The organism is Simiduia curdlanivorans (assembly GCF_030409605.1).
Classification (GTDB): domain Bacteria; phylum Pseudomonadota; class Gammaproteobacteria; order Pseudomonadales; family Cellvibrionaceae; genus Simiduia; species Simiduia curdlanivorans.
Genome location: NZ_JAUFQG010000004.1, coordinates 1,572,661 through 1,597,758 on the forward strand (window position 1 = coordinate 1,572,661; position 25,098 = coordinate 1,597,758).

General features: G+C 50.9%; 26 protein-coding genes. 12 read left to right on the forward strand and 14 right to left on the reverse strand.

Features of this window, described 5'->3' with window-relative positions; all coding sequences use genetic code 11:
- Positions 1-59 precede the first annotated feature (59 nt).
- The 4 genes from QWY82_RS07070 to QWY82_RS07085 all read right to left on the reverse strand — a co-directional run bounded on the left by QWY82_RS07070 (position 60) and on the right by QWY82_RS07085 (position 2,986).
- The gene (locus tag QWY82_RS07070) at positions 60-761 is read right to left on the reverse strand and encodes a gamma-glutamyl-gamma-aminobutyrate hydrolase family protein (protein WP_290260863.1); all 702 of its coding nucleotides are present in this window, start codon (positions 759-761) and stop codon (positions 60-62) included.
- Positions 758-1,747, reverse strand: coding sequence for an amidoligase family protein (locus QWY82_RS07075; RefSeq protein ID WP_290260864.1), 990 nt, complete (start codon positions 1,745-1,747; stop codon positions 758-760). Before QWY82_RS07075 ends, QWY82_RS07070 begins: the two co-directional genes overlap by 4 nt.
- Positions 1,748-1,832: 85 nt before the next feature.
- Positions 1,833-2,342, reverse strand: a complete 510-nt coding sequence (locus QWY82_RS07080) for a Dps family protein (RefSeq protein WP_290260865.1) — start codon at positions 2,340-2,342, stop codon at positions 1,833-1,835.
- 89 nt (positions 2,343-2,431) lie between these two features.
- Positions 2,432-2,986, reverse strand: coding sequence for a BON domain-containing protein (locus QWY82_RS07085; RefSeq protein ID WP_290260866.1), 555 nt, complete (start codon positions 2,984-2,986; stop codon positions 2,432-2,434).
- Positions 2,987-3,705: 719 nt separating this feature from the next.
- On the opposite strand from QWY82_RS07085, the gene QWY82_RS07090 reads away from it, so the two are divergent.
- From QWY82_RS07090 to QWY82_RS07110, 5 genes are read left to right on the forward strand one after another with little or no spacing between them, the layout of a single operon-like run.
- Positions 3,706-4,296, forward strand: coding sequence for a 1-acyl-sn-glycerol-3-phosphate acyltransferase (locus QWY82_RS07090; protein WP_290260867.1), 591 nt, complete (start codon positions 3,706-3,708; stop codon positions 4,294-4,296).
- Between the two features lie 9 nt (positions 4,297-4,305).
- Positions 4,306-4,905: a 1-acyl-sn-glycerol-3-phosphate acyltransferase gene (locus QWY82_RS07095; RefSeq protein WP_290260868.1), complete on the forward strand. Its 600-nt coding sequence runs from the start codon at positions 4,306-4,308 to the stop codon at positions 4,903-4,905.
- A 22-nt stretch (positions 4,906-4,927) separates the two neighbouring features.
- Positions 4,928-5,680 (forward strand): TSUP family transporter, encoded by a 753-nt coding sequence (locus QWY82_RS07100; RefSeq protein ID WP_290260869.1) that lies wholly within the window; start codon positions 4,928-4,930, stop codon positions 5,678-5,680.
- Positions 5,681-6,022, forward strand: coding sequence for a hypothetical protein (locus QWY82_RS07105; protein WP_290260870.1), 342 nt, complete (start codon positions 5,681-5,683; stop codon positions 6,020-6,022).
- Positions 6,023-6,077: 55 nt separating this feature from the next.
- On the forward strand, positions 6,078-7,148 hold the full coding sequence (locus QWY82_RS07110; protein WP_290260871.1) for an AI-2E family transporter: 1,071 nt from the start codon (positions 6,078-6,080) through the stop codon (positions 7,146-7,148).
- Here QWY82_RS07110 and QWY82_RS07115 read toward each other — a convergent pair.
- The 4 genes from QWY82_RS07115 to QWY82_RS07130 all read right to left on the reverse strand — a co-directional run bounded on the left by QWY82_RS07115 (position 7,126) and on the right by QWY82_RS07130 (position 11,468).
- Entirely contained in the window at positions 7,126-7,452 is a 327-nt protein-coding gene (locus QWY82_RS07115) for a hypothetical protein (protein WP_290260872.1), read from the reverse strand. The genes QWY82_RS07110 and QWY82_RS07115 overlap by 23 nt on opposite strands.
- Before the next feature lie 288 nt (positions 7,453-7,740).
- Positions 7,741-9,141: a Si-specific NAD(P)(+) transhydrogenase gene (sthA, locus tag QWY82_RS07120; RefSeq protein ID WP_290260873.1), complete on the reverse strand. Its 1,401-nt coding sequence runs from the start codon at positions 9,139-9,141 to the stop codon at positions 7,741-7,743.
- Positions 9,138-10,001, reverse strand: coding sequence for an HDOD domain-containing protein (locus tag QWY82_RS07125; protein ID WP_290260875.1), 864 nt, complete (start codon positions 9,999-10,001; stop codon positions 9,138-9,140). Before QWY82_RS07125 ends, sthA begins: the two co-directional genes overlap by 4 nt.
- 51 nt (positions 10,002-10,052) lie before the next feature.
- Positions 10,053-11,468 (reverse strand): protein adenylyltransferase SelO, encoded by a 1,416-nt coding sequence (locus QWY82_RS07130; protein WP_290260876.1) that lies wholly within the window; start codon positions 11,466-11,468, stop codon positions 10,053-10,055.
- Between the two features lie 85 nt (positions 11,469-11,553).
- Between QWY82_RS07130 and QWY82_RS07135 the strand changes: the two genes are divergently transcribed.
- The gene (locus QWY82_RS07135) at positions 11,554-12,102 is read left to right on the forward strand and encodes a hypothetical protein (RefSeq protein WP_290260877.1); all 549 of its coding nucleotides are present in this window, start codon (positions 11,554-11,556) and stop codon (positions 12,100-12,102) included.
- Positions 12,103-12,157: 55 nt separating this feature from the next.
- On the opposite strand, the gene QWY82_RS07140 is transcribed toward QWY82_RS07135, so the two are convergent.
- Together QWY82_RS07140 and QWY82_RS07145 are read right to left on the reverse strand one after the other, a co-directional pair.
- Positions 12,158-13,363, reverse strand: coding sequence for a TonB family protein (locus QWY82_RS07140; protein ID WP_290260878.1), 1,206 nt, complete (start codon positions 13,361-13,363; stop codon positions 12,158-12,160).
- Positions 13,364-13,529: 166 nt separating this feature from the next.
- The gene (locus QWY82_RS07145) at positions 13,530-14,054 is read right to left on the reverse strand and encodes a hypothetical protein (RefSeq protein ID WP_290260879.1); all 525 of its coding nucleotides are present in this window, start codon (positions 14,052-14,054) and stop codon (positions 13,530-13,532) included.
- A gap of 197 nt (positions 14,055-14,251) precedes the next feature.
- Between QWY82_RS07145 and QWY82_RS07150 the strand changes: the two genes are divergently transcribed.
- Positions 14,252-14,947 (forward strand): cyclic nucleotide-binding domain-containing protein, encoded by a 696-nt coding sequence (locus tag QWY82_RS07150; RefSeq protein ID WP_290260880.1) that lies wholly within the window; start codon positions 14,252-14,254, stop codon positions 14,945-14,947.
- A 5-nt stretch (positions 14,948-14,952) separates the two neighbouring features.
- On the opposite strand, the gene QWY82_RS07155 is transcribed toward QWY82_RS07150, so the two are convergent.
- Both QWY82_RS07155 and glpE read right to left on the reverse strand, forming a co-directional pair.
- Positions 14,953-15,345, reverse strand: a complete 393-nt coding sequence (locus tag QWY82_RS07155; protein WP_290260881.1) for a ComEA family DNA-binding protein — start codon at positions 15,343-15,345, stop codon at positions 14,953-14,955.
- Positions 15,346-15,358: 13 nt separating this feature from the next.
- Positions 15,359-15,676: a thiosulfate sulfurtransferase GlpE gene (glpE, locus tag QWY82_RS07160; protein ID WP_290260882.1), complete on the reverse strand. Its 318-nt coding sequence runs from the start codon at positions 15,674-15,676 to the stop codon at positions 15,359-15,361.
- A 196-nt stretch (positions 15,677-15,872) separates the two neighbouring features.
- Between glpE and QWY82_RS07165 the strand changes: the two genes are divergently transcribed.
- The 4 genes from QWY82_RS07165 to QWY82_RS07180 all read left to right on the forward strand — a co-directional run bounded on the left by QWY82_RS07165 (position 15,873) and on the right by QWY82_RS07180 (position 21,591).
- The gene (locus QWY82_RS07165; protein WP_290260883.1) at positions 15,873-16,988 is read left to right on the forward strand and encodes an efflux RND transporter periplasmic adaptor subunit; all 1,116 of its coding nucleotides are present in this window, start codon (positions 15,873-15,875) and stop codon (positions 16,986-16,988) included.
- Positions 16,985-20,170: an efflux RND transporter permease subunit gene (locus QWY82_RS07170; protein WP_290260885.1), complete on the forward strand. Its 3,186-nt coding sequence runs from the start codon at positions 16,985-16,987 to the stop codon at positions 20,168-20,170. The genes QWY82_RS07165 and QWY82_RS07170 overlap by 4 nt, the downstream gene beginning before the upstream one ends.
- Positions 20,171-20,287: 117 nt before the next feature.
- Positions 20,288-20,947 carry a flagellar brake protein gene (locus tag QWY82_RS07175; RefSeq protein ID WP_290260886.1) on the forward strand — a complete coding sequence of 220 codons (660 nt, stop codon included), beginning with the start codon at positions 20,288-20,290 and terminating at the stop codon, positions 20,945-20,947.
- The gene (locus tag QWY82_RS07180) at positions 20,944-21,591 is read left to right on the forward strand and encodes a hypothetical protein (protein WP_290260887.1); all 648 of its coding nucleotides are present in this window, start codon (positions 20,944-20,946) and stop codon (positions 21,589-21,591) included. The genes QWY82_RS07175 and QWY82_RS07180 overlap by 4 nt, the downstream gene beginning before the upstream one ends.
- 3 nt (positions 21,592-21,594) lie before the next feature.
- On the opposite strand, the gene QWY82_RS07185 is transcribed toward QWY82_RS07180, so the two are convergent.
- Together QWY82_RS07185 and QWY82_RS07190 are read right to left on the reverse strand one after the other, a co-directional pair.
- Positions 21,595-22,821, reverse strand: a complete 1,227-nt coding sequence (locus tag QWY82_RS07185) for a CaiB/BaiF CoA transferase family protein (RefSeq protein WP_290260888.1) — start codon at positions 22,819-22,821, stop codon at positions 21,595-21,597.
- A gap of 64 nt (positions 22,822-22,885) precedes the next feature.
- Entirely contained in the window at positions 22,886-24,076 is a 1,191-nt protein-coding gene (locus QWY82_RS07190; RefSeq protein ID WP_290260889.1) for an acyl-CoA dehydrogenase, read from the reverse strand.
- Between the two features lie 125 nt (positions 24,077-24,201).
- On the opposite strand from QWY82_RS07190, the gene QWY82_RS07195 reads away from it, so the two are divergent.
- Positions 24,202-25,092: a LysR family transcriptional regulator gene (locus QWY82_RS07195; RefSeq protein WP_290260890.1), complete on the forward strand. Its 891-nt coding sequence runs from the start codon at positions 24,202-24,204 to the stop codon at positions 25,090-25,092.
- Positions 25,093-25,098 lie beyond the last annotated feature (6 nt).

The window sequence follows — 25,098 nt, forward strand, 5'->3', positions numbered from 1 at the left end:
GTTGGTTATCGCTATTAGTGGGTTAGTGGTGTTGGTTAACGATGACGAGATCGCGAAGTTTAGCAGTTGAAAAGGCGGGCTTGGCTCGCCTTAGCTGCTGTGCAAAGGCCACGGAAAATGTGCCGCTGGCTTTGCTTGTAAGGCAGGTATTCCGGATGCCACTGAACGCCCAGTACGAATTGATCATTTTCGCCCTTGGCCTCCACCGCCTGCACTAGTTGGTCCTTGTCTCGCGCAACGACGGTTAAATTTTTCCCTGGTCTATTAATCGCTTGCTTGTGCAGGCTATTTACCTTGAGCTTGTTACGCTGGGTTAACTTTTCTAGGCGCGAGTCTGTAGCAATCGTAATGAGTTTCGAGGGCGTGATGTAATTTCTGTTGCTGCTGTGTTGTCGCAGCGGTCGAACATCGGCAATTAAATTCCCACCTTTAGCCACGTTTAACAGTTGCGCACCGCGGCAAATGCCGAGTATGGGTAGCTTGTGCGCCAGCGCTTGTTTGATTATGTCTAATTCAAAGCTGTCGCGCGCAGGGTCGTAGGGGTAACCGATAATCGGATCGCCCTGATAGTGGCTCGGTTGGATATCGCTGCCGCCGCCGATGATGACGCCGCTAATCGGAACTTTCGGCGGTTTATTTGACGGGCTCATATAGTGCGCCTGCGCTTCTAGCCCGCGCAGAATACAGTAACTTGCCCACCAACCTAATTTTAGCCCGCGATCTGGACCAGTGACCGCAATGTGTATCGGCTCTGTGTTCATCGGGCTAATTCCGCGCTGGCCCTTTTCTGCCATTGGTTGTCGACGTGATGGCCAAACCGATTTAATTCTTTACGGTAGGCGCTGCACATCTGTGTTAGGCGCTTTTCATCCTGCGCCAACCACTCTACCGCTAGCCATTCGTGCCAGGCGATGTGGATGCCCCAGTTAGGATTGTCAATGTCTGAGTTGGGTAGGCGAAAATGAAATGTAGGCCGCGACTTAATGCGTGGATCGTTTAGCGACTGCTTAATAAAGTCTTCGTTTAAAAATTGAAATAGAGGCAGTAAATCCAAGCTTCGATTGCGTGTGGGGTTATGTTCCACATAATCCGCCATCAGCGTTTGAAGGTCCGGCGCATAACTCGCAGCGATTATTTTTAAAATATAATCCTTATCAAAGTGGCGAATGTGCGGTGTTAGTTGACGGGCAAAATTCGGTCGCTCGCGCGCAACTATTCCGTCGTAGAGGCAACAATAGGCTTGTAGGTACTGTAAAATAGTCGCGGCGGTTAAATCGGGGAGGTCGGGATTTAAGTGCATGCCAAAAGCATACTGCGCGGCTTTGCGTGTACCCAAGGCTCCTTGATGGCGTAGGTCAATAACCAAATCATTGATTTGATCTAGCTGGGATACAGGTATTGGCGGGCTAACGAGTTCCCAAGGTACCCAGTTTTCGGCTAAATCTTTAACAATAGTATTGGCGTCTTCGAGCGGCCAAGGTAAGTCTGCATCATCAGCTAGTTTGTAGGCCTTTTTAACGGTTCTGGAATCCAGCTCAACTTTAAAATTACCCAGTTGAGAGTCTAATAATGCGTATTCTAGCGGCCCGTTCAACGCCTCATCGCCACCGAAGTGGCGCTTAATGGCTGCAATGATTTGTTTTGGCGCGAGGCCCGCCATTTCAATTTCTATACCGACTTGCCGCTCTTGGCTGCAGTGGTTTAATCGTTTGGGTGGAATTTCACAGTGCTTGTTTAAGGTGTTCATAGCTATTCCTGAAACTGATCGGTCGGTAGAGTATTCGTAAACGGTGGCTGGGTGAGTAGCTCGATACTTTTTAGCTAGATACTTTTTAGCTAGATACAATGGCTCTTAACATCCAGGCATTTTCTTCGTGCTGGCCAATGCGATCGGTTAATAAATCGGCGGTTTTGACATCTTCTATTTCTTCGGCGGCAGCCACTGCAACGCGTAGGCTTCGTGCGCAGCGCTCGTTGTCATCAGCCAATTGATTAATCATATTTTCCGCGCTGGGTGTTCCCGACTCCTCAATAATATCGGTCAGCTCGGCAAACTTGGTTAAGCTACCTGGTGCGACAAATCCCAGTGCGCGAATCCGCTCGGCGATCACGTCGATGGCGTCGGTTAGATCCCGGTATTGTTCCTCAGTTAGTTTGTGCAAACTGTAAAAAAGTGGGCCCATTACATTCCAGTGAAAATTTAATGTTTTCACGTTGAGTAAAAATGTATCGGCCAACGCTTTGGAAAGAAATGTCGCTAACTCACTTCTGTCGGCGCGATTTATGCCGTTCTCTGTAAGTTGCTCTTTGGGTTTGCTGCTTAATACTGTTGCGGTATTCATACCTACTCCTTGAACGTTGAAACTGGTTTGTCATTAATGGCTATTCGGGGTAACTAGCACCGCCGTATTTAGGCGGTGCTAGTTAGGTCTTAACTTGCTATTTGTAAGTTGTTGATGACCTTTTCCACATCTGATGTGTTTTCTGCAATGGCTTGTGCAAGTTCTCGCTCTGCGCTAGACGACACGGTGCCAGATAAAATGACGGCACCTTGATTCACTTCTACTTCAATGCTAGTTCCTGACACCTCTGTGTCCATTAACAGTCGCGCTTTCACGAGCGACTCGGTTTTGGTGTTCTGCATTTCATCCAAAATGGCATCGGTAGCATAGGTGTCTGGCGCCACCTTGAGTTGGTTGTTAACACTCGTAACGCCTTCAACACTGAGTACTAGTTCTTCGGCTAAGTGTTTATGAATTTCGCTATCGACATTACCGCGCAGGGTGACTTCACCATTTTTTACCAGTGTGTCGATAGTGAAATTATTGAGATTGGGGCTTAGCAATAATGTGGCTTCGGATTTTCCGTCGAGCCAGGCATCGTTAATCGACTGGTTTTTCCAATCTGATTCGTTGTCAGCCAGTGTATGGGCGCTCGCCGCCAATAAAAATGCTGAAGCGAGAAATTTTGCCTTTGGATAGTTCATAGGATGACTCCTTGTGTATAAGGTTCGACGTTTATGCTTTGCGTTCAATTACTTAAGTAGCAAGCGATGTGCCAGTGCTTTAATTGCCTGGTTTGTGGGCTGAATCAGTGGTTTTTGCGCGGAGTAGGGAGTGATAGTTGAAAAATTTTCATTGCTTTTTGTAAGTTTTACCAAGCCACTGGCAGCTCATTTTGGCGTCACCTAGTTCGATCGTCGCGAATTTTTCTAATAGTAGATGGTCGAAAATCTTTTATACGGGTGCTAACTGGCGCAGTTGGCGCCAATTGTAATTTTTGGCTGATTAAAATCTTAAGCGCAAAAATGCAGCGCCTGTCTCTGCGGCTTCTCAATGTCTAGAATTGAAAAATTGAATCGCGCTTCGGCGCTTTGGGTGCGAATTGTGGGTATTTATCACTGGTGCGAGACTAGTGCGTGCTAAGGGGTAGGCTAAGGTTGCGGTTATTTGGCCATACTAAAGGCGCCTTTTAGGGGCGAATCTAGGGGCGCATCGAGCCTATGGCAATTGAGATTACCCGAGCTGGAAACAGAGCTAACGCGCGGTGCAGCTGTGGGTTAGCGTTAAAACCCCCGGTGGCAGGTTAGAGATGCGCCGATTGGATGACTGATACTTAGGTAGGCACTGGCCGAACAGGCAGGTGCTAAACACCCTCAAAAGTACTAAAATCTCGAGCTGACTGTTAATAGACTAAAATAACACTATGTCCGTCGTTCCCCATCTTCCAGAAAATGCACCTGCATTAGGTAATTCCCTCTCCAAGGCTCTCGGGCGTTTCATACTCCGTGTGTTGGGCTGGAGGCTAGAGGGCGACTTGCCCAATGAGAAGAAGTTGATGGTGGCGCTCGCGCCGCACACGTCCAACTGGGATTTTGTGGTGGCTATGCCGATCATTATGGCGCTGGGGATTAAGGTTTCTTACTTGATGAAAAAAGAGGCCTTCATTTGGCCTTTCAGCATTCTTTTTCGTTGGTGGGGCGGTATCCCGCTAGACCGCGGTGCCTCGGGAGAGGTGGTTAACCAAGTGGCGCAATGGTATGCCGATCACGATGCGGTATGGGTCGCCATCACCCCGGAGGGCACCCGTAAAAAAGTCGGCCAGTATAAAACCGGTTTCGTGCGCATTGCGCACGCGGCCGGCGTTCCGATTGTGACCATCGCTTGGGACTTTCCCTCGAAATCCATGGTGGTCGATCGCGTCTGGACGACCACAGGCAATCATGAAGCTGATGCTGCCCTGATTCGCGCGCATATTAATAGTCACTATCGTGGCGCAGCGCCACAATTGCAGTAGGCCAACGCCATGACACAAGTGCCCGTTGTCCCCAAAACCCCAGCTGCATGGCCAAAACTTGGTAATGCTTTCACCCGGTGGCTTGGCCGCAATGGTCTGCGGGTGATGGGTTGGCGTTGTATCGGCCATATTCCGGAAACCGGTAAGTTGGTGGTGGTTGGCGGCCCGCACACGTCCAACTGGGACTTCGTTATTGCGATGTTTACGATTATGGCCTTGGGCGTGAAGGTGTCTTGGCTGGCAAAAGATTCTATATTTCGTTGGCCGGTAAAAGGCCTGTGGTTGAAGCTCGGCGGTATTCCGGTTGATCGCGCTTCTGCCAGCGGCATGGTGGGGCAGGCCATCGAAAGTTTACAGCAAAATAGCGCGCAAATTGTCTGTTTGATGCCGGAGGGCACACGCTCGAAAGTCGATAAATGGCGCACCGGTTTTTTGCATATTGCCAAGGGCGCACAGGTGCCCATTTTCATGGTGGGAATGGACTACCCTTCTAAGACAGTCACCTTTGGTAATATTTTTACTGTGGGTGATGATCTCGATGCCGACCTTGAAAAGGTAAAGCTGTTCGTACGCAGCTTTCGCGCTAAGAGACCTGCATTCCAATCATAAGGCGTAGGCACAGGAGTTAAGTTTGGATTGGCCCCTGTGGATCTACCTGCTACTTTCTTGTACCGCTTTCGTGGCTGGATTCGTCTCTTCCATCGCCGGTGCCGGCGGCATGATCGTTTTGCCCGTGTTGCTATGGGCGGGTGTGCCGCCGTTGAACGCTTTGGCGGTCAACAAGTTTCAGAGTGTGTTTGGCACCCTTAGCTCGACCATTAATTTTTTTAGTAAAGGCCATCTGGATTTCAAATCCAACAAACTGGGTTTGCTCTGCGCTTTCGTCGCGGCGTTGCTTGGAACTTGGTTGATTCAACGAATATCGAACAATGTGTTGATGTCTCTGCTACCGTGGATGCTGCTTCTTCTCGCGGTTTACTTTGCCTTTTCACCGGATATTTCCGATGAGCCTAAGCCGGCGCGTTTATCGAATGAGGTTTTTAATCTAACGGTGGGCAGCGGTTTGGGTTTGTACGGCGGTTTTTTTGGCCCAGGCATGGGGTCCTTTTATGCGGCCGCGTTTGTTCGCCTGCGCGGTCTTCCCATGAGGATGGCGACGGCGCAAACAAAACCTTTCGTGCTGGTCGTCAACACCACCTCTATGTTGGTGTTCATCGTAGCCGGCTATCAATGGTGGGATCTAGCGGTGCTAATGGCGGTTATGCAGTTTATTGGCGCCAGAATAGGCTCAAACATGGTGATTCAACGCGGTGTAAAACTTATTAAGCCGCTGCTCATCATCGTCACTTTTTTGCTTGCCATTAAGTTGCTGTGGGCGGCATAAATGTTGTTAACTTTTTTTATCAGTCTGCTTCTCTTTGGCCTAGTGATTGTTGCTTCACTGACCTATTTACGGCCAACTTATCGGGTGAACGCCAGTCAACTTATTGTGTTGTTCGATCAGGTGTTGGCCGGGCGCGCTAGCACGCAGGATTGGTTGGTGTTTACTGCAATGCCGATTAGATATGATCCTGATTTGGAGGCTATTCGGCTCCAATGCTTGGTGCTCGAGCAGGCGCATTTTCTTGGCGATGCATCGCGCTTTTTGTTTGATAGTACGGGCCTTGAGGCAATAGCGCACATACGGCAAGGGTTGATGGAGCGACAAGGCGGCGGGCACTTGTGACCTGTGGTATAAGGTGGTTCAATCACCGAATTAAAATTGCTCAAAGGAATGCGCTATGAATGACTCCCAATCTCGCCCGGTACTCCTTTTTATGATGGGGCTTGCGGCCTTCGTTGTGGTGGTTGCCGGAATGCGGGCTGCAGAAACCCTGCTGGTACCTTTCCTCTTGTCGCTGTTTATCGCGGTAATTTGCTCGCCGCCGCTACTTTGGATGAAAAAACGCGGTGTTCCGAATGCTATCGCGGTGCTGTTAATCATCGCGATTATTGTCTTGCTGGGCGCACTCATTGGTGCGGTTGTAGGCGCATCTATTACCTCTTTCAAAGCGGATTTGCCGCAATATCAGCAGCGCCTGCAAGAAATGAGTGGCGGTTTTCGCACTTGGTTGGAGCACCGAGGCGTGGTCATCGATCGCGCCTTTTGGGCCGATAATGTTAAGCCCTCCGTTGCCCTGGCGTTTGCTGGCAATACCCTGACGCAGTTGGGCAACCTCATGGCCAACGCGTTTTTAATTTTGCTCACGGTAATTTTCATTCTGGGCGAAGAGATGCGTTTTTCCGAGCGTCTGGGCCGGTCCAATCAAAATTTAAAAGCCACTATCGAAGGTATTCACCGCTTCACAAAGAGTGTGAATCACTACATGGCGCTGAAAAGTGGCCTCAGTTTTGTCACCGGCATTGTGGTGAGCCTGTGGTTGTGGTTTCTTGGGGTTGATTACCCGCTGCTGTGGGGCACCATGGCTTTCATTTTAAACTTCGTTCCCAATTTAGGTTCCCTGTTGGCTGCGGTACCGGCGGTCTTGCTGGCACTGGTTCAATTGGGTGTGCCTGAGGCCGTTTACACGGGCTTGGGTTACTTAGTGATAAATTTGGTTATCGGCAATGTGGTAGAGCCGCGCATGATGGGTAAAGGCCTGAACCTGTCGACCTTAGTGGTGTTTCTATCTTTGGTGTTTTGGGGCTGGGTGTTGGGTCCCGTGGGTATGTTGTTGTCGGTGCCCTTGACGATGACCGTGAAAATCGCCTTAGAAAGCTACCCAGGCACCAGTTGGATGGGTATTTTGCTGGGTGATGGTGCCGAGCCCGCTAATGGCGGGGCTGACGTTAAAAGCGATACGCCGCACTAAGTTCCATGCCATCGTCGGTGGACAATGTTTGTATTTGAAAGCCTCGGCTATAGGTGGGGCGCTCTAGCTGTGAAGTCGATACCGCTTTGTTGAGCAGTGATTGTATGCCTGAGGATGTTGGCGCGACTTTCTTGGCCTTGGCAAGTTGGGCGTAGTGCTGGAAGTGTATGGCTTGGGTTGTAGCTTGTTCAAGCGCGCTGTCTTCGCCGGTATAGAAAGTCTGGGAGAAGGTTTCACCAGCAAGGCAAGCGGGGCAAAGCGCGACGGCGGTGAGGGTTAATAGTGCTGCCAATGTTGTTTTCATGGTGACTACTCGCTACGGGGTAATATTCGCGCATCCCTTCCCGTGAATCCATGGCTTAACTATGCCTAACTAATCGCCTAGTTTCTGCTAACTGGTTCCGTTACTCATGCTAAATGACTATAGATGGGTTAAAAGCTATTCCAGAATCGCGTGTGCGGCGTCTTTTGGTTATAAAAAATGGCAATCCAGACAATTTCGATCCCATTGGGGCCGGACTGACTGAGGTGATGATCTTGACTTGCGGCTTGCGGCTTGCGGATCAGGCTCATCAGAGCCTGATCCGCGCGATTAATCGGCCTCGCGCAAGCTCCGTTGACCAATTACGGCCAGCGCGGCGACTCGGTAGGCTTCTGCTAGGGTTGGGAAGTTAAAAATGCTCTCAACGAAGATATCGACGTCTGCCTCGGCCAGTAGTGCCATTTGACCTATATGAATCAGCTCGGTGGCGCCTTCGCAGACAATGCTGACCCCCAGCAGCTTTCTCCCCTTGGCATCGCATATCAATTTCAGTAAGCCATCTTGTATGCCGGAAATTTGCCCGCGCGCAATCTCTTCAAAATTGGCTTTGCCAACGACAACATCGCCGTGTTCTTGTTGCGCCTGTTGCTCAGTTAACCCTACGGCGGACAGCTCGGGAATGGCATAGATACCTGAGGGAATGGTGCTGGCGATACGACCCAAGCTCATGCCCAAGGCATTACAGGTGGCGCGCCGCCCTTGCTCCATAGACGCTGAGGCCAAGCTCGGCGGGCCTATCACATCGCCGGCGGCATAAATATTCGGCGTTGCTGTTCGAAGGTTGTTGTCAACTGAGATTAATCCGCGCTCGTTGAGTGCCAAGCCCGCATTTTCAATTTGTAGATCTTTGACGTTGGCCAACCTGCCGGCAGCGCAAAGTAATTTTTCACTTCGAACTTCGACGCCGTTATCGCACTTAGTAATGACACCCGCGAGACCATCAAACTCAACCGAGGTGACATTGTGTTCGCCCAGCCAAGTACCGCCCATATTGGCAAAGGCGTGAACAAATTTTCCCGTGAGATCGGCATCTAAAAAACCGAGTGGACGCGGGTATTTATCGATCATCGTGACCTTGACGCCAAGCGCTTGAAAAATGGATGCATACTCGCTGGCAATTACACCACCACCGAGCACCACCAAACTCTTGGGAAGGTACAGCATGGAGAGTATTGAGTCGCTGTCGAAGATGTACTCATGATCTACGGGAATGTTATCCGGCTTACGCGGATAGGAACCGCTGGCAATAATGATATTTTGGGCGCTAATGGTTTCTGCTTCGCCGCGCACTTTAGAAATCTGTAGTTGATGGGGATCAACAAATTTAGCGCGGCCGTGGATAGTTGTAATGTTGTTGCGAAGAATTTGCCGACGCATGTATTCATCGTGCGCGCTCAGCACTTGATCTAAGCGATTGATGAGCGTCGCCATTTCGGTGTCTTCGGCCAGCTTAAAATTAGACAGCGCAGCGTTGGCGCGCATGTTTTTTACTCTTAGCGCATTTTCCCGCAAGGTTTTTGATGGAATGGTACCTCTGTGAACGCAGGCGCCGCCGAGCACTTTATCGCGTTCAACTAAGGCAACTTTTTTGCCGGCTTTTGCACCTTGTACAGCCGCCTTTTGCCCCGCAGGACCACTGCCGATGACAATGAGATCGAAGTCGTAATTCATCGCCCTAACATCGCCTCCATAGTGCTTTTTATATCGTCTTTTTTATCCATCAAGGTTTCGATTTCATCTTCGTACAAATTAAGATCGGCGAGAACGGGTAGTTCAATCAAGTTGGCTGCCGAAAGTAGATCTGGCGAGAGCTGGTGGGTGGCAAATACGGCGCCACCATTAATCATGGTGGTTTGCTCTTTGGCCAAATTTGCGTCTTCGTACTGGTGGAAAAACTCAATCGACTCGCAAACAATTTTCGGCATAGCCCAGCGCTGTGCCACCGCCATACCGACCTGTGTGTGATACTGTTCTTCTAGTTGCTGCACATCTTCTTCGCTGAGCTCTAGTTTCGCTTTGTGCGCCAGTTCGAGCACAGATTGCAAGGTGACAGGCCTACCAATGGAGTGAAGAAGGCCGCACAAAAAAGTAGCCTCCACATTGCGTCGACATACTCTAGCAATTTCTTTGCCCCAGAGTGCAGTAGCCAGGGCGTGTCGCCAAATCCCGGTTATGTGTTTTTCGTAGCCTGGTGCTTTAAACATCTTGGCGGAAATGGATGCTGCGAGTGCTATATCGCTAATGAGATTCATACCTAAGCGGGTGATGGCTTGTTGCAAGGAGATCAAGGACCCATTGGGCGAATAGGCGGCGGAATTGGCGATATGCATCACGTGACCCGCTAAGGCCTGATCACTTTGGATAAGCTGAGCAAGTTTATTCGCATCTGACTCTGGGTTTTGAGACAGGGTGACGACTTTACTGGCAACTTCCGGCAGCATGGGAACATCAAGTTGACTTTGCGCTATGCGGGTTTGGAGCATGCTAGCGACTTGGTTTGCCGCTTCTGAGAGGGCGGGGGTTTGGTTCATGGTCTATCTCAATTGGGTTGGTCTAAGCAAATTGGATAGACTGAGTGTAGATCAACTTGAGCAACTTACGGCGAGATGCTTGTCTTTATCTGCGGGGGGCTGGGCAAGATGGTCTAGCGCAGGATGTTCCTCAAAGGGTGAGGCCAGTACGCTGAGAAGCTGGTCAAGTCTACTTAAATCGCCGTTGTTTGTGCTTTCGATCACCTGTTGTGCCAGATAATTTCGCAAAATGTATTTTGGGTTGACCGCTAGCATTTGTGTAGTGCGTTGTGATTCCGGTATGTGGGCGCTGCAGGCTCGGTATTTTTCGAGCCATGCTTGTCCTGCTGCGCGGTCTATCAATAAGTCTAGGGCGTTGTCTGGGGCGCGACTAAGCGTGCGAAAAAAATAAGTGTAATCGGTGCGATCTTGCGCAAGTAATTTCAGCAGTTGTTGCAATAGCTGTTGGTTGTCTTCACTGAGTGTTGAGCTCAGGCCAAGCTTGGTCATCATTAATTGGTAATAGTGGCTGGATAGCACTTTTTCATAGGCGGCTAGGGTATTTTTAATATCGGCAATGTCAATGAAATTCGATAGCGCGTGTGCGAGCGCATTCAAGTTCCATAGCCCAATGTTAGCTTGGCGATCGAAGGCATAGCGGCCTTGATCGTCGGAGTGATTACAAATGTGCCCAGGCTCAAAGTCGTCGAGGAAAGCGAAGGGGCCAAAGTCAAAGGTTTCACCTATTAGCGACATGTTATCGGTGTTGAGTACCCCGTGTGCGAAGCCAATGGCCTGCCACTGAGCGATAAGTTTTGCCGTGTTCTGTGTTGCCATGTCGAGTAGGGCAAGTGCATTGTCACGGGTGTTCGGCGTATTCAAATTTAGATAGCGTTGAGCGCAGTAGTTGATAAGTTGCGCCTGTTCTTCTTGCATATTTTGGTAATAAAAATATTCGAAGTGACCAAAGCGGATATGACATTGGCTTACGCGCAGCAGAACTGCACCAGGCTCTAAGCTTTCGCGCCGGACCTGCTCCGATGTTGTGGCAATCGCTAACGCCTGGGTGGTTGGAATCTGCAAGCCCTGCATTGCGTTGGAGCCGAGATATTCTCTCAGCGAAGAGCGCAAGACGGCTCGACCGTCGCCGAAGCGAGAATAGGGCGTTTTCCCTACACCTTTTAAATGTAAATCCCAAAGCTGTTGGTTGCATCCTAGTTCGCCCAGTAACACGCCGCGGCCGTCGCCCATCTGTGGGCTGTAGCCGCCGAACTGGTGCCCAGCATAAACCATGGCGAATGGCTTACAGTTTGCCGGAAGATCGCTGGCTGTGGTCAGCGCCTTGATGCTGGGTAAATCGAGACCTAAATTTGCGGCGAGAGCGCTATTGTAGTGCAATAATTGCGCGTCCTTTAACGCCGTTGGCGCGACGTAGGAGCCAAAGCTTGAGCCAAGGTTTGCAAAGGTAGTTTCGAATTGGGCTGTCATTCATCTATACTCGATTAAAACTGCAGGCTATGATGCCATAGATGGCTTTCATTAGTGGCGAACAAGTATTTGGGGCGACGCTTTCATGGAACAGAATAAGGATCTCGTTTGGGATCTCGATAGTTTTGCCCACCGAGCTAGAGCTCATGAATTTGTAATGGGGTTTGAAAATAAACTGTGTGTATTCTCTCACTCGGTTAATCAGCTCTATACCAACTACAACATTTTCGTGCCGCGTGAAGAAAACCGTAAATTAGTTATATTGCCTAACCCTTACGCGCACCACGATACCTTTAACAACGTAGACCCTGCCGCTCTGGTTCCTACAGGATTACATATTGTTCCCGGTCATTCAGCGCAAGCGCCGCTGTTGTTGAGCATCCCGTTTAAGAGTGGCAAAACAAAACATCGCTTAGTGCCCTTACAGATGGGGGTACGTTTAGTTAATCAGAAGCGCACACCGGAAAATCCGTTTTTGCCCGTGTTGATGAAAGGCGATTTGCGAGAGATGAATGCGAGCACGCCCTGTTTGCATTTGCACGCATTAAGCCTGGCGAAGATGGGCGATCTGTCGGCGCTGGATCGGGGCGCTATTGCGCGGGTTATTCAACAGCGCTTGGCGGCATTGGGTTAAGTGCTTTGTTTTAAGTAAAAAGGCCTCATGAGAGGCCTTTTTTTGTTTTACCGGGTTATTCTTTTGGAATACTGAAGGTAATGGGCAGGGTGAATTCAAATTTCTCGCCCAGTACATCTTGCGGCATGGGGGGGAATGGGTCTGACCGCTCCACGGCCTTTATCGCTTCGGTATTAAGCAAAGAGTATTTTGTGCCCTCTAGTTCCATACTGTTCAGCACCTTGCCATTGCGGTCGATAGTGACGGCGATGCGAACACTGCCCTCCTGTTCCCGCTGAAGTGCACGCTTGGGATAGCGAATGTTTTTGTAGGTCCAGCGCAGCAGCTTGGAGTGGTAGAGCTGGCGGCTTACCAGTGATGCCGCTGTCAGCAATGGCTCTTCTTCTTCGTCGAGCTCGTCGTCATCTAGAAAGGCGTTGTTAGCGGTTTTAACGGTGGCCACTTGGGTGGGCTTCGGTGTTGGCTTGGCCGGTGCAGGTTTGGCGGCCGCTGGCTCGGGTTTGGCTACCTCAGGCTCTGGTTTGTCTATTTTTGGTGCGGCGGCAATGCTCGGTGCTTGAATGGTTGGCGCACTCACGGATGGTTTTGGTGCTGAGGGCGTAGGTGCCGCGGCGACCACTGTCGCTGCGGCGGCAATTGCGGCTGGTTTGGGTGCTGCCCATTCTTTCACGTCAGCAACGCGGTCTGTGGTGGGTTGTGTGGCTCTGAACCGAGACAGTAAGTTGGCATCGATGTTACCGGACGCCATGATGCGGTCGCGGAAATCGGATGACAGGGGCACCGAGCCAATCCAAGTCGATAACAACATGTTAAAAAGGTCGGGCGCACGGCGAATTTTCGCGACATTGACCCCGTTAATGGCCACGCTAATGCCTTCATTGGGCATGTCATCAACGGTTATGGTATCGCCAGCCTGTAGCCGCCCTTTGACGATCTTGGTGAATTCGACCATGCCGTCGGCGTTGTTCTGTAAGGTGTCTCCGGCGATGTTAATGGCCATGCCTTCGATCCACATACGGCTTAAGCCGCGGGAGGAGACGTCGCTGGCGGTAATGCGCAGTTCGATTCGGCGCTCGCCGGACTTGGTCATGGCTGCGGCCACATCAGCCGTAGTAGCGGGTAGGTAGAGGCCGGCTAAGAACTGCTCTTGACCTAATTTGGAGTAGGGCGCAATACCGTTCAATGTGGGCTCAGCCTGTGCCAAGCTGAAGATTAAGCTGGCTGTAACAGCGATGAGCCAGCGGTTTAAGCAGATTGTCATGGCGGGAAGTCACTCTAGTTAGTCAGCAAAATCGCTATCTTTATAGCGTATTGTTATGTGAATACATGTTTTTTGTAATCATGCCAAAGGCTTACTGTACAGCGTTTGGTTTTTACTTCAATAGGCAAATGGCCCCCTTAAGGTGCTCGAGGGCCGCGCTGCGGGTTTAGAGGTGGGCTGGGTGAAGAGGGTTATTCCAAGTGCTGCCGGAGCCAGCTGCTACCGCATCCGGGTGGTGTGCCATGAGACTTTCGACGGCTGTGCGCCTCTCCGTTGGCGTATCTACCATGACTAGGATGCTGCCAGCGTCTAATTCGTCCTTGAACATGCCTAATTTGTAATGTCGCAGGCCTATACCGATAAAGCCGCCTAACCAGGTAAAAAAACTTGTACATAGTACCATCAGCCCGACGTAGGCCATCCAGTAGGTTTTGATATCTAGCCCATAAGCGTATAGCCCTAGGCAGGCACAGGCGCCGACAACCAACCCGATCACAAGGCCTCCCTCACCGGCAGGCAAGATATCCGTTGTTTCCAGCGGTGAGGCGGTGGGTAAATGGTGTTGTTCTAGCTCGCCGTCATTTTTGGCGATGAGATGAAGTTGATGTTTGAATAGGCCGTGGTTGAGTAAATCCGATGTTACGTGCTCAGCCGCTTGTAGGGTTTTGGTGAGATAGTAGAGGCGTTGCATGGGTGTGCCCTCACTGAAGTTGAATTTTAGCTCGGATGTTAGTGACTTTTGGTGGCTCCAAAATGTTAACAGCACCATGAACTATAGTGGATTGATAGGCTAAAATGATGCCTTGCTCAGATTGACTGGTGCTAACTTTACGTCCTTTTGTTATAGCCACTCGACATCAATTTTGATTCCACATAGGTTTGCGTTTTATGGAAGTTAAGCCACTGGCGCGTTTCCCTCGTGCAACCATAGAGGCTCTCCTCGCACCTATCCCGTTTTATAAAACCGTAAAGACGGAAGACGCCCAGCAGTTTGAGATGCTGTTAAGGCACTCGCAGATTGTCGAGTTCAAACCCGGCGAGGTTGTGTTGCGGCGGGGAGAAAAGGACCCGTGGCTTTATTTCCTGTTAAAGGGCCAGCTCGCAGTGTTTGCGAATGATAATCAAGGCCAGCAAATCATCAACTACATAACACCCGGTGAAGTATTTGGTGATATTGCCGCGCTGGTCGAGCAAGAGCGCTCGGCTACGGTGATTGCCGACCACAACTGCAAACAGGTGCTGGTATTCGGCACTGACTTTAAAGCCTTCGGTGCGCTGGAAAATTTTGGCGTCATTAATTTACAGACTAAATTGACCTACTTCAGAAATTGCACCCACAGCTTGCGGTGGAAGTTAGAAGTGTATCGGATGCGCTACCCAGAAAGTGCCTTAGCCTCAAAACACCGCTCGGTGAAGCTGTACACGGGAGCCAAAGGCGGCATTGAGGAGTTGCGCGCCGTGCATGCACAAGCGCGTGAACTCGCGTGCTTATTGTTGAAGTGGAATCAGGAGTTCGGCGCGCCGTTTATGGGCGCGGGCGGAAAGTCCGCTCCTTTACCGGAGCTGGTCGACAAGGTTCGCTAGTGTGCTTACACGGTCAGCAAGCTTTTTAACGAATCTCGCTGTGCTTTGGTCAGACCTTTAACGGCATCTAATTGGGTTAGGTCGGTATAGGGTCTCGCATCGATAACCCGTTGCGCCGCCGTAGCACCAATACTGGGAATACGCTGCAAGCCGGTTTTAGAAATGGTGTTGATATTTATCCGGTCTGTGGCCTTGATGATCTCGTCCGCCGAAATGCCTTTTTTCACCGGTGTTGGCAATGGCTCTTGAACCGGCGCAGGTTTCGGTTTTGCTTGCCGAAGTGCCGCCACCTCTTTGCGAAGATCTGCTAAGTCATCGCCGTAGGCCGTAAGCAAGAACCGAATGCGACTGAGTAAATACGCAATAACGGCGAGAAGCACTAGTATCAGCAAGCTCATTGCTTAATCCTCTTTATTGACAATATTCTGGAAATTGCAGCTGCCACTGCTGAAAGCCGCCATCTAGGCTGTACACCTGAGTGAAAGCCTGGGACGCTAAATACTGCGCGGCACTTTGGCTAGAGTTGCCATGGTAGCAACATACTATAGTGGCAAGGTCTTTGTCAGCAGCAGCGATAAAAGCGGCCGCAGATTCGTTACTCAGGTGGATAGCCTGCTTTATATGACTCGTCTTGTAGCTTAGCTCATCCCGAATATCGACAATCACGACTTCGGTTTCACGCATGAGTTGCCATGCGCTCTCGCAACTTAGGTGTTTGAACTCGGTCATAAAATAATGCACTCCAAAGGGGTTGGGTTTAGTGGCTGGGCTGCTAGCCATATTGCCATGAGAGTGGCTAGGCTGCGGTATTAAAATTTCAATTTAGTCTTTTTAAAGGCTAGAATGCCGAATCACACTGGTCAGTACAATTTGCTGGCGATCAGCGTGTCGATTACTTCAAATTCATTTAAACGAGTGGGTCTCCATGAATCGCGTGCAAGAAATTTGGTCACACAAAAACTACCGTATGGCCATTATCTTTAGTCTTGTGGTGTTGGTCTGGATGGCTAGCGGGCTGCTCGGTAGCGAACCAGAGCAACCCAGCTTAAGCGCTGCGCCGGAAGTGACTGTACCTAGCGTACAAGCGCAAATAATACACGCGCAACAATACAGCCCTAGCCTCGTTATTCGCGCGCGCACTGAGCCCAATCGAGCGGTGCATCTGAAGGCAGAGGTGAGTGGTCGCGTTGAAGCATTACCCATCAAAGAGGGCGCGCCCGTGAAGCAGGGTGACGTTATCTGCCAGTTGGCGGAGGAGGATCGGGCACTGAAGGTTCAGGAGGCGGAAGTTAATTTACGCAAGGCGCAAATAGATTTCGACGGCTCGCAGCGGTTAAAAGTGCAAGGTTATCAATCTCAGTCGGCCATTGCTGCAGCCGAAGCCCAATTAGCGCAGGCGCGCTCCTTATTAAAGCGACAAGAGTTGGAGCTAGCCTACACCAAAATCCGCGCGCCCTTTGATGGCATATTGAATAGCCGGCAAGTGGAAATCGGTACTTTTATGCAGCGTGGCGATATCTGCGCCAGCGTGATTGATCTCGATCCTTTGGTGGTGGCCGGGCAGGTGTCTGAAAATGAAATTGCCGGCTTGCGGGTTGGCAGTTTAACGCAAGTGCAATTGGCTGATGTGAGTCGCGATGGGGAAATTCGCTATATAAGCCGCGATGCGTTAGAGCACACCCGCTCCTTTTTAGTCGAAGCGTCGGTCGCCAACCCTGGCATGAAAATTCCGGGCGGTTTAACCACCACCTTGACCGCGCAACTCGCGAGCTTTAATGCGCAATCCCTATCGCCAGCGTTATTGACCCTCGATGACGCGGGCAAATTGGGTGTGCGTATTATCGATGAGCAGTCGCGGGTGCAGTTCGTCAACGTTCACATCGTAGGCGACAGTGCGGAAGGCGTTTGGGTGACAGGTTTGCCTGAGACAGTATTGCTGATTACCGTTGGCCAGGAATACGTGGCGGTGGGCGAGCAGGTGACTTATCAGCTGGTGGCTGCAGAAGCGTCGAGCGTAGTGGCTGCTGGAGCTGCAGAATGAATGTCTTAAAGTCTGCGGTGAGTCGCTCGCGCGCGACGCTGTCAATTTTGGCGTTGATATTGCTGGTGGGTATTTTCGCTCGCGTCACCATGACCGTGGAGGCCAATCCAAATATCCAAGTGCCCTATATTTTTGTGCAGGTCTATCTCGATGGCGTATCGCCCGAAGACGGCGCTCGATTACTGGTGCGACCGTTAGAAAAGGAGTTGAGAATCGTAGAGGGTGTGGATGAAATTATTGCCACCTCGCGCGAGTCTATTTCCTATTTGTTGGTCAAGTTTGAAGCGGATGAAGACCCGCATAGAGCACTGCGTGAAACCCGTGTGGCGGTAGATAGGGCCAAGGCAGAGTTGCCGCCGGCTGCCGAGGAACCGGTGGTGAAAGAGCTGGCAGCAACACCCATGCCGGCCATTGTTTTGACTTTGGCCGGCGACGGTGCATCTGAGCGATCCATTTACCGCACGGCGAAAACGTTACAGCGCCAAATTGAAAATATGCCCACGGTGCTTAACGCCAATTTAGTAGGCTATCGCGAGGAGATGGTCGAGGTTATTGTCGACCCGGCACAACTGGAACACTACCGTATTACTGCCACCGAGCTCGCCAACGCGGTGGTTAACAACAATCGCCTAGTGCCCGCCGGCGAAATGGATACCGGTAAGGGTCGCTTCTCAATTAAGGTGCCTGGCTTAATTGAGACCGCAAGTGATGTTCGCTCCCTGCCAATAAAATCAACCGCCCAAGGGGTTGTGACCTTGGGTGATGTCACAGATATTCGCCGAACCTTTAAAGATGCGGACCGCTTCACCACGGTCAATGGTAAGCGCGCGATGACCATCGAAGTGGAAAAACGCAATGGGGCAAACTCCACCGATGTCGCCGAAGGCGTGCGCGCTTTGGCTGAATCTATGCGCTCAGACTTGCCGCCCGGTGTGAGCTTGGGCTTTGTTTTGGATCAGTCTGAGTTTACGCGCAGCATGGTGAGTGAAATGGAGGGTAATATTGTCACCGCCATGGCCTTGGTGATGATTATTGTGGTGGCAGCCTTGGGCTTTCGATCTGGCGCCTTGGTGGGCTTTGGCATTCCCTTCTCGCTGCTGTTTGCCACCATCGTGGTAAGCATGATCGGCTTTTCCTTCAATTTCATGGTGATGTTCGGCATGTTGCTGGCATTGGGAATGTTGATTGATGGCGCCATTGTTATCACCGAGTTTGCCGACAGGAAAATGGCAGAGGGTTTAACTAGCCGCGTGGCTTATGAAATCGCCGTTAAGCGCATGTTTTGGCCCGTGGTTGCTTCTACCGCAACAACCTTGGCGGCTTTTTTACCGATTATGTTTTGGCCTGGGGTAGCCGGCCAGTTCATGCGCTATTTACCGGTGACCGTATTCGCCGTGTTGGTGGGTTCGTTGATCTACGCATTATTTTTTGCGCCGGTGTTGGGCTCGCTCATGGGGCGAACCAAAATGTCACAAAAAGTGCAGGATTATTTAAAGAGTTTAGAGCGCGAATCGCCCTTAACCTTATCGGGCATTACCGGTGCCTACGCGCGCTTGTTGCATCGGGTCATGCGCTGGCCGGTGTTGGTAGCCATCGGTACTTTTATGGTGCTCTACCTCATTTTTACAGTCTATGGCGCCTTCAACGCCGGGGTCGAATTTTTTACCGAGACAGAGGAAAAGTACGGCACCGTGGCGGTGCGGGCGCAGGGCAACTTTTCCGTTTATGAAATGGATGCATTGGTCTCCGAGGTCGAACAGCGGGTGATGAAAATTGATGGGGTGCATGTGGTTTACACTGCCACGGGCGCTGGGTCTAGTAGCCAAGCCGGCAACCGCGAGTCGTCTAAAGATCAAATTGGAACCATGTTGGTGGAGCTGCGGGACCCCGCAACGCTCGGTCGTTCTAGCCACGATGTATTTCGTGAAATTCGAGAAAAAACCGCCGATATTCCCGGTGTTAAAGTGGCTGCGGATGCCTTTGAGGGTGGCCCCACCCAAGGCAAGCCGATTCAAATTCAATTGGAATCGATTAACAGCGAAAAGTTGATGGCAGCAACGCGATTATTGCGCGACCGACTGGAACAAGAATTTCCAGGCTTGCGCGATGTGGTTGATACCAGCCCACTGCCTGGCATCGAGTGGGAAATGAAAGTGGATAGAGCAGTCGCCGCGCAGCTAGGCGTTAATATGACTGACGTTGGCCACGCTGTTTCTTTGGTAACTAGCGGTGTAAAAGTAAGCGAATACCGACCCGACGATGCCGATGACGAGGTGGATATTCGCGTGCGCTTTCCTCTCGATGCCCGCGGCGTTGGCGTGCTCAATACCCTGCGGGTGAATTCGGCTAATGGCCCTGTGCCAATGAGCAGTTTCGTCACCCCCGTCGCCAAGCCCAAGGTCGATAAAGTCCAGCGCAATAACGGCATAGAGTTTATGACCGTAAAAGCCGATGTACAGGTGGGCGAAAACGTCGATCAGCAAGTAAGCTTAATTCAAGAGTGGTTAAAGAATAACCCGTTAGACCCTGACGTACAGGCGGCCTTCCGTGGCACCAATGAAGAGCAGGCCAAGTCGTTACAGTTTTTGGGTGTGGCCTTTTCGCTCGCGTTGTTTTTAATGTTTATTATTTTAGTGACGCAGTTTAATAGTTTTTATCAAGCCTTCTTAATCTTGTCGGCCGTGGTCATGTCTACCGCTGGTGTCTTGCTTGGCTTGTTGATTACCCAATCGACCTTTAGCGTTATTCTCACTGGCGTTGGTATCGTTGCTTTGGCCGGTATCGTGGTGAATAACAACATTGTGCTCATTGATACTTACAATTATGTGCGCGCGAAGAATCCCGATATGTTGCCGATCGATGCCATTGTCTCTGCCTGCGCACAGCGTTTGCGCCCAGTATTTTTAACCACGGCAACCACGGTGTTAGGGTTGCTGCCTATTGCGATTAATATGTCTGTGGATCTCATCGGTCGACATGTGGTTATGGGCGGAGTTATCGCCTCTTTTTGGGTGCCGTTGGCGAGTGCCATCGTGTATGGCTTGGTGTTTTCAACCTTGCTGACACTGCTGGTGACCCCCGCCATGTTGCTAGTGCCGGCGCGCTTGAAGTACTTTTTTGTCGCCTTGAGCGGGCGATTACGCAGGCATTCCAGTGCTGCAGCCGTGGAATCGCACCAATAGCAGCCTGTTTGGCGCTACCCTTGAACTGGCTGCGGCAAACCTCGTGGTTTGAGTCTAATATAGCTAGGGGCTTGGCGTTAATGAACGGCCCCTTGTTGATATGAAAAATGGCTCTCAATGAAATTTGAAGATTATAAATTACCTTTCGGTTATCCCTTGTCGCTAGAAGGTGCTAGCGCTGGTGGTGTGCCTTTTAAGTTCGCGAGTAAAGTTATTGGCTGCATCCCTGGCGACGTATTGATTCTGTCTCACCCCCGCGCTGCTAAGGCGTCGACATTGCGCCCGGGGCAGAAAATTCTTGTCACCATTATGGCGGGTAATGGCGTCTTGGCCTTTGCCTCTGTGATTGATCAAATTATCGCTCAACCGCGGCCATTGGTGTTTTTAACATACCCGACGAAATTAAGTTTTAAGGAAATTCGCGGTGCTACCCGGGTCGAAATTCGAGTGCCTATCGAAGCGGTTTGTTTATCGGGATTAGTCGCGACAAAAACTACCGGTGTTATTACCGACATTAGTACATCGGGTGCCAGAATCGAATTAACTGAATCCATCGGCGATATCGGTGGCAGCATGGAAGTGTCTGGTGCAATTACTATCGCTCGCATGGAAGAAAAGTTTAACTTTCCGGCCGTTATTCGCTCGCGCGTTGAAAGAAGTACACGCGAAAGCGAGGCAGAATTTCCGGCTATTTATGGCATAGAGTTTGTTGAGGTTCCACATTCACAGCGGCTGCTACTCTATGCGTTCGTTTACTCATTGCTGGCGACCAAATGAAATTATTAGCACAAGGTTTACTGTTTTTTACTTGGCTCTGTTCGAGCACCTTAATGGCTCAGGAACCTGAACAAACGCTTGATATGAAGCGGTTATGGTTGCCCAAAAGCTATAGTCAATATTGGGCGAATTTACGGCAAGTGGCAGAGTATCAGCTCGCGCAAGAGCGCTGCGCCGAGGTTATAAGGGCGGAATTGGATCGCGGCCAAAGCAGCTTAGAGGCTCCCGTTTTTGCCGTTATTTGCCGCGACGCGAATAGACGAACCTTCGTAGAAAAGTTTGACGGGGTGAGCCTAGTTTCGCTCGCGCCGGTGGCCGATGAAGCCCCAGAGGCAGTGTTAGAGGAGGTTGCCGTTGATTTACAGCCGGTTATCTACCAGCGTTGTCAGGAGTTGTGGCGCACTGACGTCGCTCTGATGGCGGGCCTGCAATGGCTCGATGACATTGAAAACCCGGCTGTTACCGAGCGCTCAGAAGTCGACACCGACGACAATCCAGAAACCACCACAACAGTGACGCAATTTACCTTTGTGCGTCGTTTTAATGCCAATGATGCTGCTGGCAATGAACTCAAATATTTGGCCAGCTGTACCGGCAATAGTTTAGAAACCACGCTGACAGAGGTGTCTATTCGGCGAGACTAGGCCTCAACGGACAATCTTTTTCAAGGTCAGCTGATCTATCTCATCAGCGCCGAGGCCGAGTAGATCGCGCAGAACTGTCTCTGTATCTTCACCTAATAGCGGCGGCGCTTTCGTTTGGTTTAATTGGCTTCTGCTGTAGCGAATAGGGTTGCCGGCGAGCTCCACGGAGCCGGCCAAAGGGTGCTCCACTTGGATGCGCATATCTCGACTTAACAGTTGCGGATCATTGAATACCTTGTCGATGGTGTTGATGGGGCCGCAGGGCACACCTTTCTGTTCTAGTGCTGCTAACCAATCTTCACTGTTTCGTTGTTTGATAAGCGTGGCGATGTGTTCGCATAGCACCAGTCTATTGGCCACCCGGCTAGGATTGGTTGCAAAGCGAGCGTCGAGTGCTAATTCTGGGCAACCGGCTAGGTCACAAAACTTTTTAAACTGACCGTCGTTGCCAACGGCCAAAATAATATGGCCGTCTTTACTGGCAAAGGCTTGGTAGGGCACGATGTTCGGGTGCGCATTGCCCATCCGCTGCGGTGTAATGCCGCCGACCAAATAATTAGATGCCTGATTAGCTAAAACGGCGGCCTGAACATCAAATAAAGCCATGTCGATATGTTGGCCGAGGCCGGATGCTTGGCGTTCGATGAGCGCGCCTTGTATGGCAATGGTAGCGTAAAGCCCGGTGAACACATCGGTAACTGCAACGCCTACTTTTTGTGGCCCGGCTCCTGGGTTACCATCGGCTTCGCCGGTAATGCTCATCAGCCCACCCATACCCTGAATCATAAAATCGTAACCCGCGCGCGCGCGGTAGGGCCCGGTTTGACCGAAGCCGGTAATGGAGCAGTAGATCAATTTTGGGTTTAACGCGCTCAGGCTTGCGTAGTCGAGGCCGTATTTTTTCAGGCCATCGACTTTATAATTCTCGATCACGATATCCACATGAGCCGCTAATTTTTGAATCAGTGCTTGGCCTTCGGCCTGAGTGATATCCACCGCGATCGAACGCTTACCCCGGTTGGCCGATAAAAAATACGCGGCCTCCGAGGTATCTTGGTTGTCTGAATTTTTTAAGTAAGGCGGGCCCCATTGCCGAGTATCGTCGCCGGCTTTGGGATTTTCCACTTTGATGACATCGGCGCCCAAATCCGCTAATAATTGTCCCGCCCAAGGCCCAGCTAAAATGCGGGAGAGGTCAAGTACGCGAATTCCATTGAGTGGCGTATTCATGCTTAGGCTCGATGTTGTAGTAGAAAAGTTTGCTCGCCACCCATAGGGTGGCGAGCAGTGCGGATCAATAGAAGGCTTGAATACCGGTTTGCGCCCGGCCGAGAATTAACGCATGCACATCCTGAGTACCTTCGTAGGTGTTAACCACCTCAAGGTTGACCATGTGGCGCATAACGCTGTACTCGTCGGAAATGCCATTACCACCGTGCATGTCGCGCGCCTCACGGGCGATTTCGAGAGCTTTCACACACGAGTTGCGCTTGAGCAATGAAATAAGTTCAGGCGCGAGTTGGCCTGCATCTTTTAATTGCGCTGCGCGTAAGCAACCTTGTAGTGCCAGGCTAATGTCAGTTTGCATAATCGCGAGTTTCTTTTGAATCAGCTGGTTCGCAGCCAGTGGGCGGTTAAATTGCTTGCGCTCCATGGTGTACTCTCGAGCCGAGTGCCAGCAAGCTTCCGCGGCGCCGAGTGCGCCCCAAGAAATGCCTAAGCGGGCGCTGTTTAGGCAGCCGAAGGGGCCTTTAAGGCCGGTCACATTCGGCAGTAGATTTTCCTCGGGCACGAAAACATCTTCCATCACGATTTCGCCAGTTACCGACGCGCGCAATGCCAGCTTGCCTTCAATCTTGGGCGCACTTAAACCTTTCATGCCCTTGTCGAGAATGAAACCGCGAATAACACCTTCGTCATCTTTGGCCCACACCACAAAGACATCGGCAATGGGGGAATTGGTGATCCACATTTTGGCGCCGCTGAGTTTGTAACCACCGTCGGCTTTACGCGCGCGGGTTATCATGCCGCCAGGATCAGAGCCGTGATCTGGCTCTGTCAATCCAAAGCACCCTATCCATTCGCCGCTGGCGAGTTTAGGTAAATATTTTTCCTTCTGTGCTTCAGATCCATAGGCATAAATGGGATACATGACCAAGCTCGACTGCACGCTCATCATCGAGCGGAAGCCAGAGTCGACGCGCTCGACTTCGCGGGCAATCAAACCATAACTGACATAGCTAACACCAGGGCAGCCATAACCTTCCAGCGGTGAGCCCAATAAACCCAGCTCGCCCATTTCTCTAAAAATAGCGGGGTCGGTATATTCGTTGCGAAACGCTTCCCGGACCCGCGGTTGTAATTTTTCCTGTGCGTACTGGCGCGCTGTATCCCGCACCATCCGCTCTTCTTCGCTGAGTTGCAGATCCATAAGAAAAGGATCTGTCCAATCGAAATGCTTTGACCAGTGATTTTGCGCGCTCATTAGGCAGGTTCCGTCGTGAGGTTTGTGGGAAATATCTGTGCAGGTGAGTATAGCAACGAGAAAACCATACATAAAATATATAATTTGTATGATAATGATCTGTTTAAGTGATTTAAGGGGCGGTGATGGATCTCAGGCAACTCAAGGTTTTTATCCAGGTGGTCGAAACTGGCAGCTTTACCCGCGCCGCAGAAAAACTGCATATTGCGCAATCGGCCATCAGTGTTTCAGTGCAAAAATTGGAGCTTGAGTTAGGTCTCACCTTGTTCGATCGCGCCGAGCGCAGACCGCGCTTAACAGCGGAGGGCGAGGTGCTATTTAGTCGCGCGCGGAAATTAGTTGAAGAATTCCAGAAAACACAACAGGAAATGCGCGAGTTAAGCGGCGGTGCAAGCGGTACGGTGCGCTTGGGCACCTCGGCAATGCTGGGCTCCTATTATTTACCCGAACAAATTGTGGCCTTTCGCCAGCGCTACCCGAAGATTAATTTCCAGGTTGTGGGCGAGGGCACAAGTCGTGCGCAAACTCAGCTCATTGCCGGCGACATTGATATGGCGATGGTGAATCTGGTGAACCTTCCCGCCGAATTGGAGGCTTTTCCGCTCGTGACGGAACCCGTGGTGGCCTGTGTGGCCAGTTCACACCCATTGGCTAAGCGAAAGACCATCACATTTGAGCAATTTGCTCGCGAGCCTCTCGCGCTCTATGGCGCTGGCTACTATTTACGAGAATTGGTTGACCAGCAGTGTAAGCAGGTACAGGTAAAGCCCAATATCGTACTGGAAACAAATATTCTTCGCTTGATGACGAGTCTGGTAATAGCAAAAGGTGCCATTGGTTTTGTATTGGAGCGGGTAGTCAATGAAGAGGCAAAGTTAAAAGCGATACGCTTTGATAAGCCATTGACACTGAGTTTGGGGATTGCGTGGCGAAAAGATAGCTATCTTTCGGTGGCGAACAAGCGATTTGCGGATTTTTTAGTGGCGCAGATGCAGGGACAGAGGTTGGAGAGTTAGGTCAGG

What these genes read in the sequence shown, in the direction of transcription:
- QWY82_RS07195 (WP_290260890.1), top strand. Translation starts at nt 24,202, where the DNA reads ATGGATCTCAGGCAACTCAAGGTTTTTATCCAGGTGGTCGAAACTGGC.
- QWY82_RS07165 (WP_290260883.1), top strand. Translation starts at nt 15,873, where the DNA reads ATGAATCGCGTGCAAGAAATTTGGTCACACAAAAACTACCGTATGGCC.
- QWY82_RS07170 (WP_290260885.1), top strand. Translation starts at nt 16,985, where the DNA reads ATGAATGTCTTAAAGTCTGCGGTGAGTCGCTCGCGCGCGACGCTGTCA.
- QWY82_RS07185 (WP_290260888.1), bottom strand. Translation starts at nt 22,821, where the DNA reads ATGAATACGCCACTCAATGGAATTCGCGTACTTGACCTCTCCCGCATT.
- QWY82_RS07090 (WP_290260867.1), top strand. Translation starts at nt 3,706, where the DNA reads ATGTCCGTCGTTCCCCATCTTCCAGAAAATGCACCTGCATTAGGTAAT.
- QWY82_RS07175 (WP_290260886.1), top strand. Translation starts at nt 20,288, where the DNA reads ATGAAATTTGAAGATTATAAATTACCTTTCGGTTATCCCTTGTCGCTA.
- sthA (WP_290260873.1), bottom strand. Translation starts at nt 9,141, where the DNA reads ATGAATTACGACTTCGATCTCATTGTCATCGGCAGTGGTCCTGCGGGG.
- QWY82_RS07140 (WP_290260878.1), bottom strand. Translation starts at nt 13,363, where the DNA reads ATGACAATCTGCTTAAACCGCTGGCTCATCGCTGTTACAGCCAGCTTA.
- QWY82_RS07105 (WP_290260870.1), top strand. Translation starts at nt 5,681, where the DNA reads ATGTTGTTAACTTTTTTTATCAGTCTGCTTCTCTTTGGCCTAGTGATT.
- glpE (WP_290260882.1), bottom strand. Translation starts at nt 15,676, where the DNA reads ATGACCGAGTTCAAACACCTAAGTTGCGAGAGCGCATGGCAACTCATG.
- QWY82_RS07130 (WP_290260876.1), bottom strand. Translation starts at nt 11,468, where the DNA reads ATGACAGCCCAATTCGAAACTACCTTTGCAAACCTTGGCTCAAGCTTT.
- QWY82_RS07190 (WP_290260889.1), bottom strand. Translation starts at nt 24,076, where the DNA reads ATGAGCGCGCAAAATCACTGGTCAAAGCATTTCGATTGGACAGATCCT.
- QWY82_RS07075 (WP_290260864.1), bottom strand. Translation starts at nt 1,747, where the DNA reads ATGAACACCTTAAACAAGCACTGTGAAATTCCACCCAAACGATTAAAC.
- QWY82_RS07085 (WP_290260866.1), bottom strand. Translation starts at nt 2,986, where the DNA reads ATGAACTATCCAAAGGCAAAATTTCTCGCTTCAGCATTTTTATTGGCG.
- QWY82_RS07125 (WP_290260875.1), bottom strand. Translation starts at nt 10,001, where the DNA reads ATGAACCAAACCCCCGCCCTCTCAGAAGCGGCAAACCAAGTCGCTAGC.
- QWY82_RS07095 (WP_290260868.1), top strand. Translation starts at nt 4,306, where the DNA reads ATGACACAAGTGCCCGTTGTCCCCAAAACCCCAGCTGCATGGCCAAAA.
- QWY82_RS07135 (WP_290260877.1), top strand. Translation starts at nt 11,554, where the DNA reads ATGGAACAGAATAAGGATCTCGTTTGGGATCTCGATAGTTTTGCCCAC.
- QWY82_RS07110 (WP_290260871.1), top strand. Translation starts at nt 6,078, where the DNA reads ATGAATGACTCCCAATCTCGCCCGGTACTCCTTTTTATGATGGGGCTT.
- QWY82_RS07155 (WP_290260881.1), bottom strand. Translation starts at nt 15,345, where the DNA reads ATGAGCTTGCTGATACTAGTGCTTCTCGCCGTTATTGCGTATTTACTC.
- QWY82_RS07180 (WP_290260887.1), top strand. Translation starts at nt 20,944, where the DNA reads ATGAAATTATTAGCACAAGGTTTACTGTTTTTTACTTGGCTCTGTTCG.
- QWY82_RS07115 (WP_290260872.1), bottom strand. Translation starts at nt 7,452, where the DNA reads ATGAAAACAACATTGGCAGCACTATTAACCCTCACCGCCGTCGCGCTT.
- QWY82_RS07145 (WP_290260879.1), bottom strand. Translation starts at nt 14,054, where the DNA reads ATGCAACGCCTCTACTATCTCACCAAAACCCTACAAGCGGCTGAGCAC.
- QWY82_RS07080 (WP_290260865.1), bottom strand. Translation starts at nt 2,342, where the DNA reads ATGAATACCGCAACAGTATTAAGCAGCAAACCCAAAGAGCAACTTACA.
- QWY82_RS07150 (WP_290260880.1), top strand. Translation starts at nt 14,252, where the DNA reads ATGGAAGTTAAGCCACTGGCGCGTTTCCCTCGTGCAACCATAGAGGCT.
- QWY82_RS07070 (WP_290260863.1), bottom strand. Translation starts at nt 761, where the DNA reads ATGAACACAGAGCCGATACACATTGCGGTCACTGGTCCAGATCGCGGG.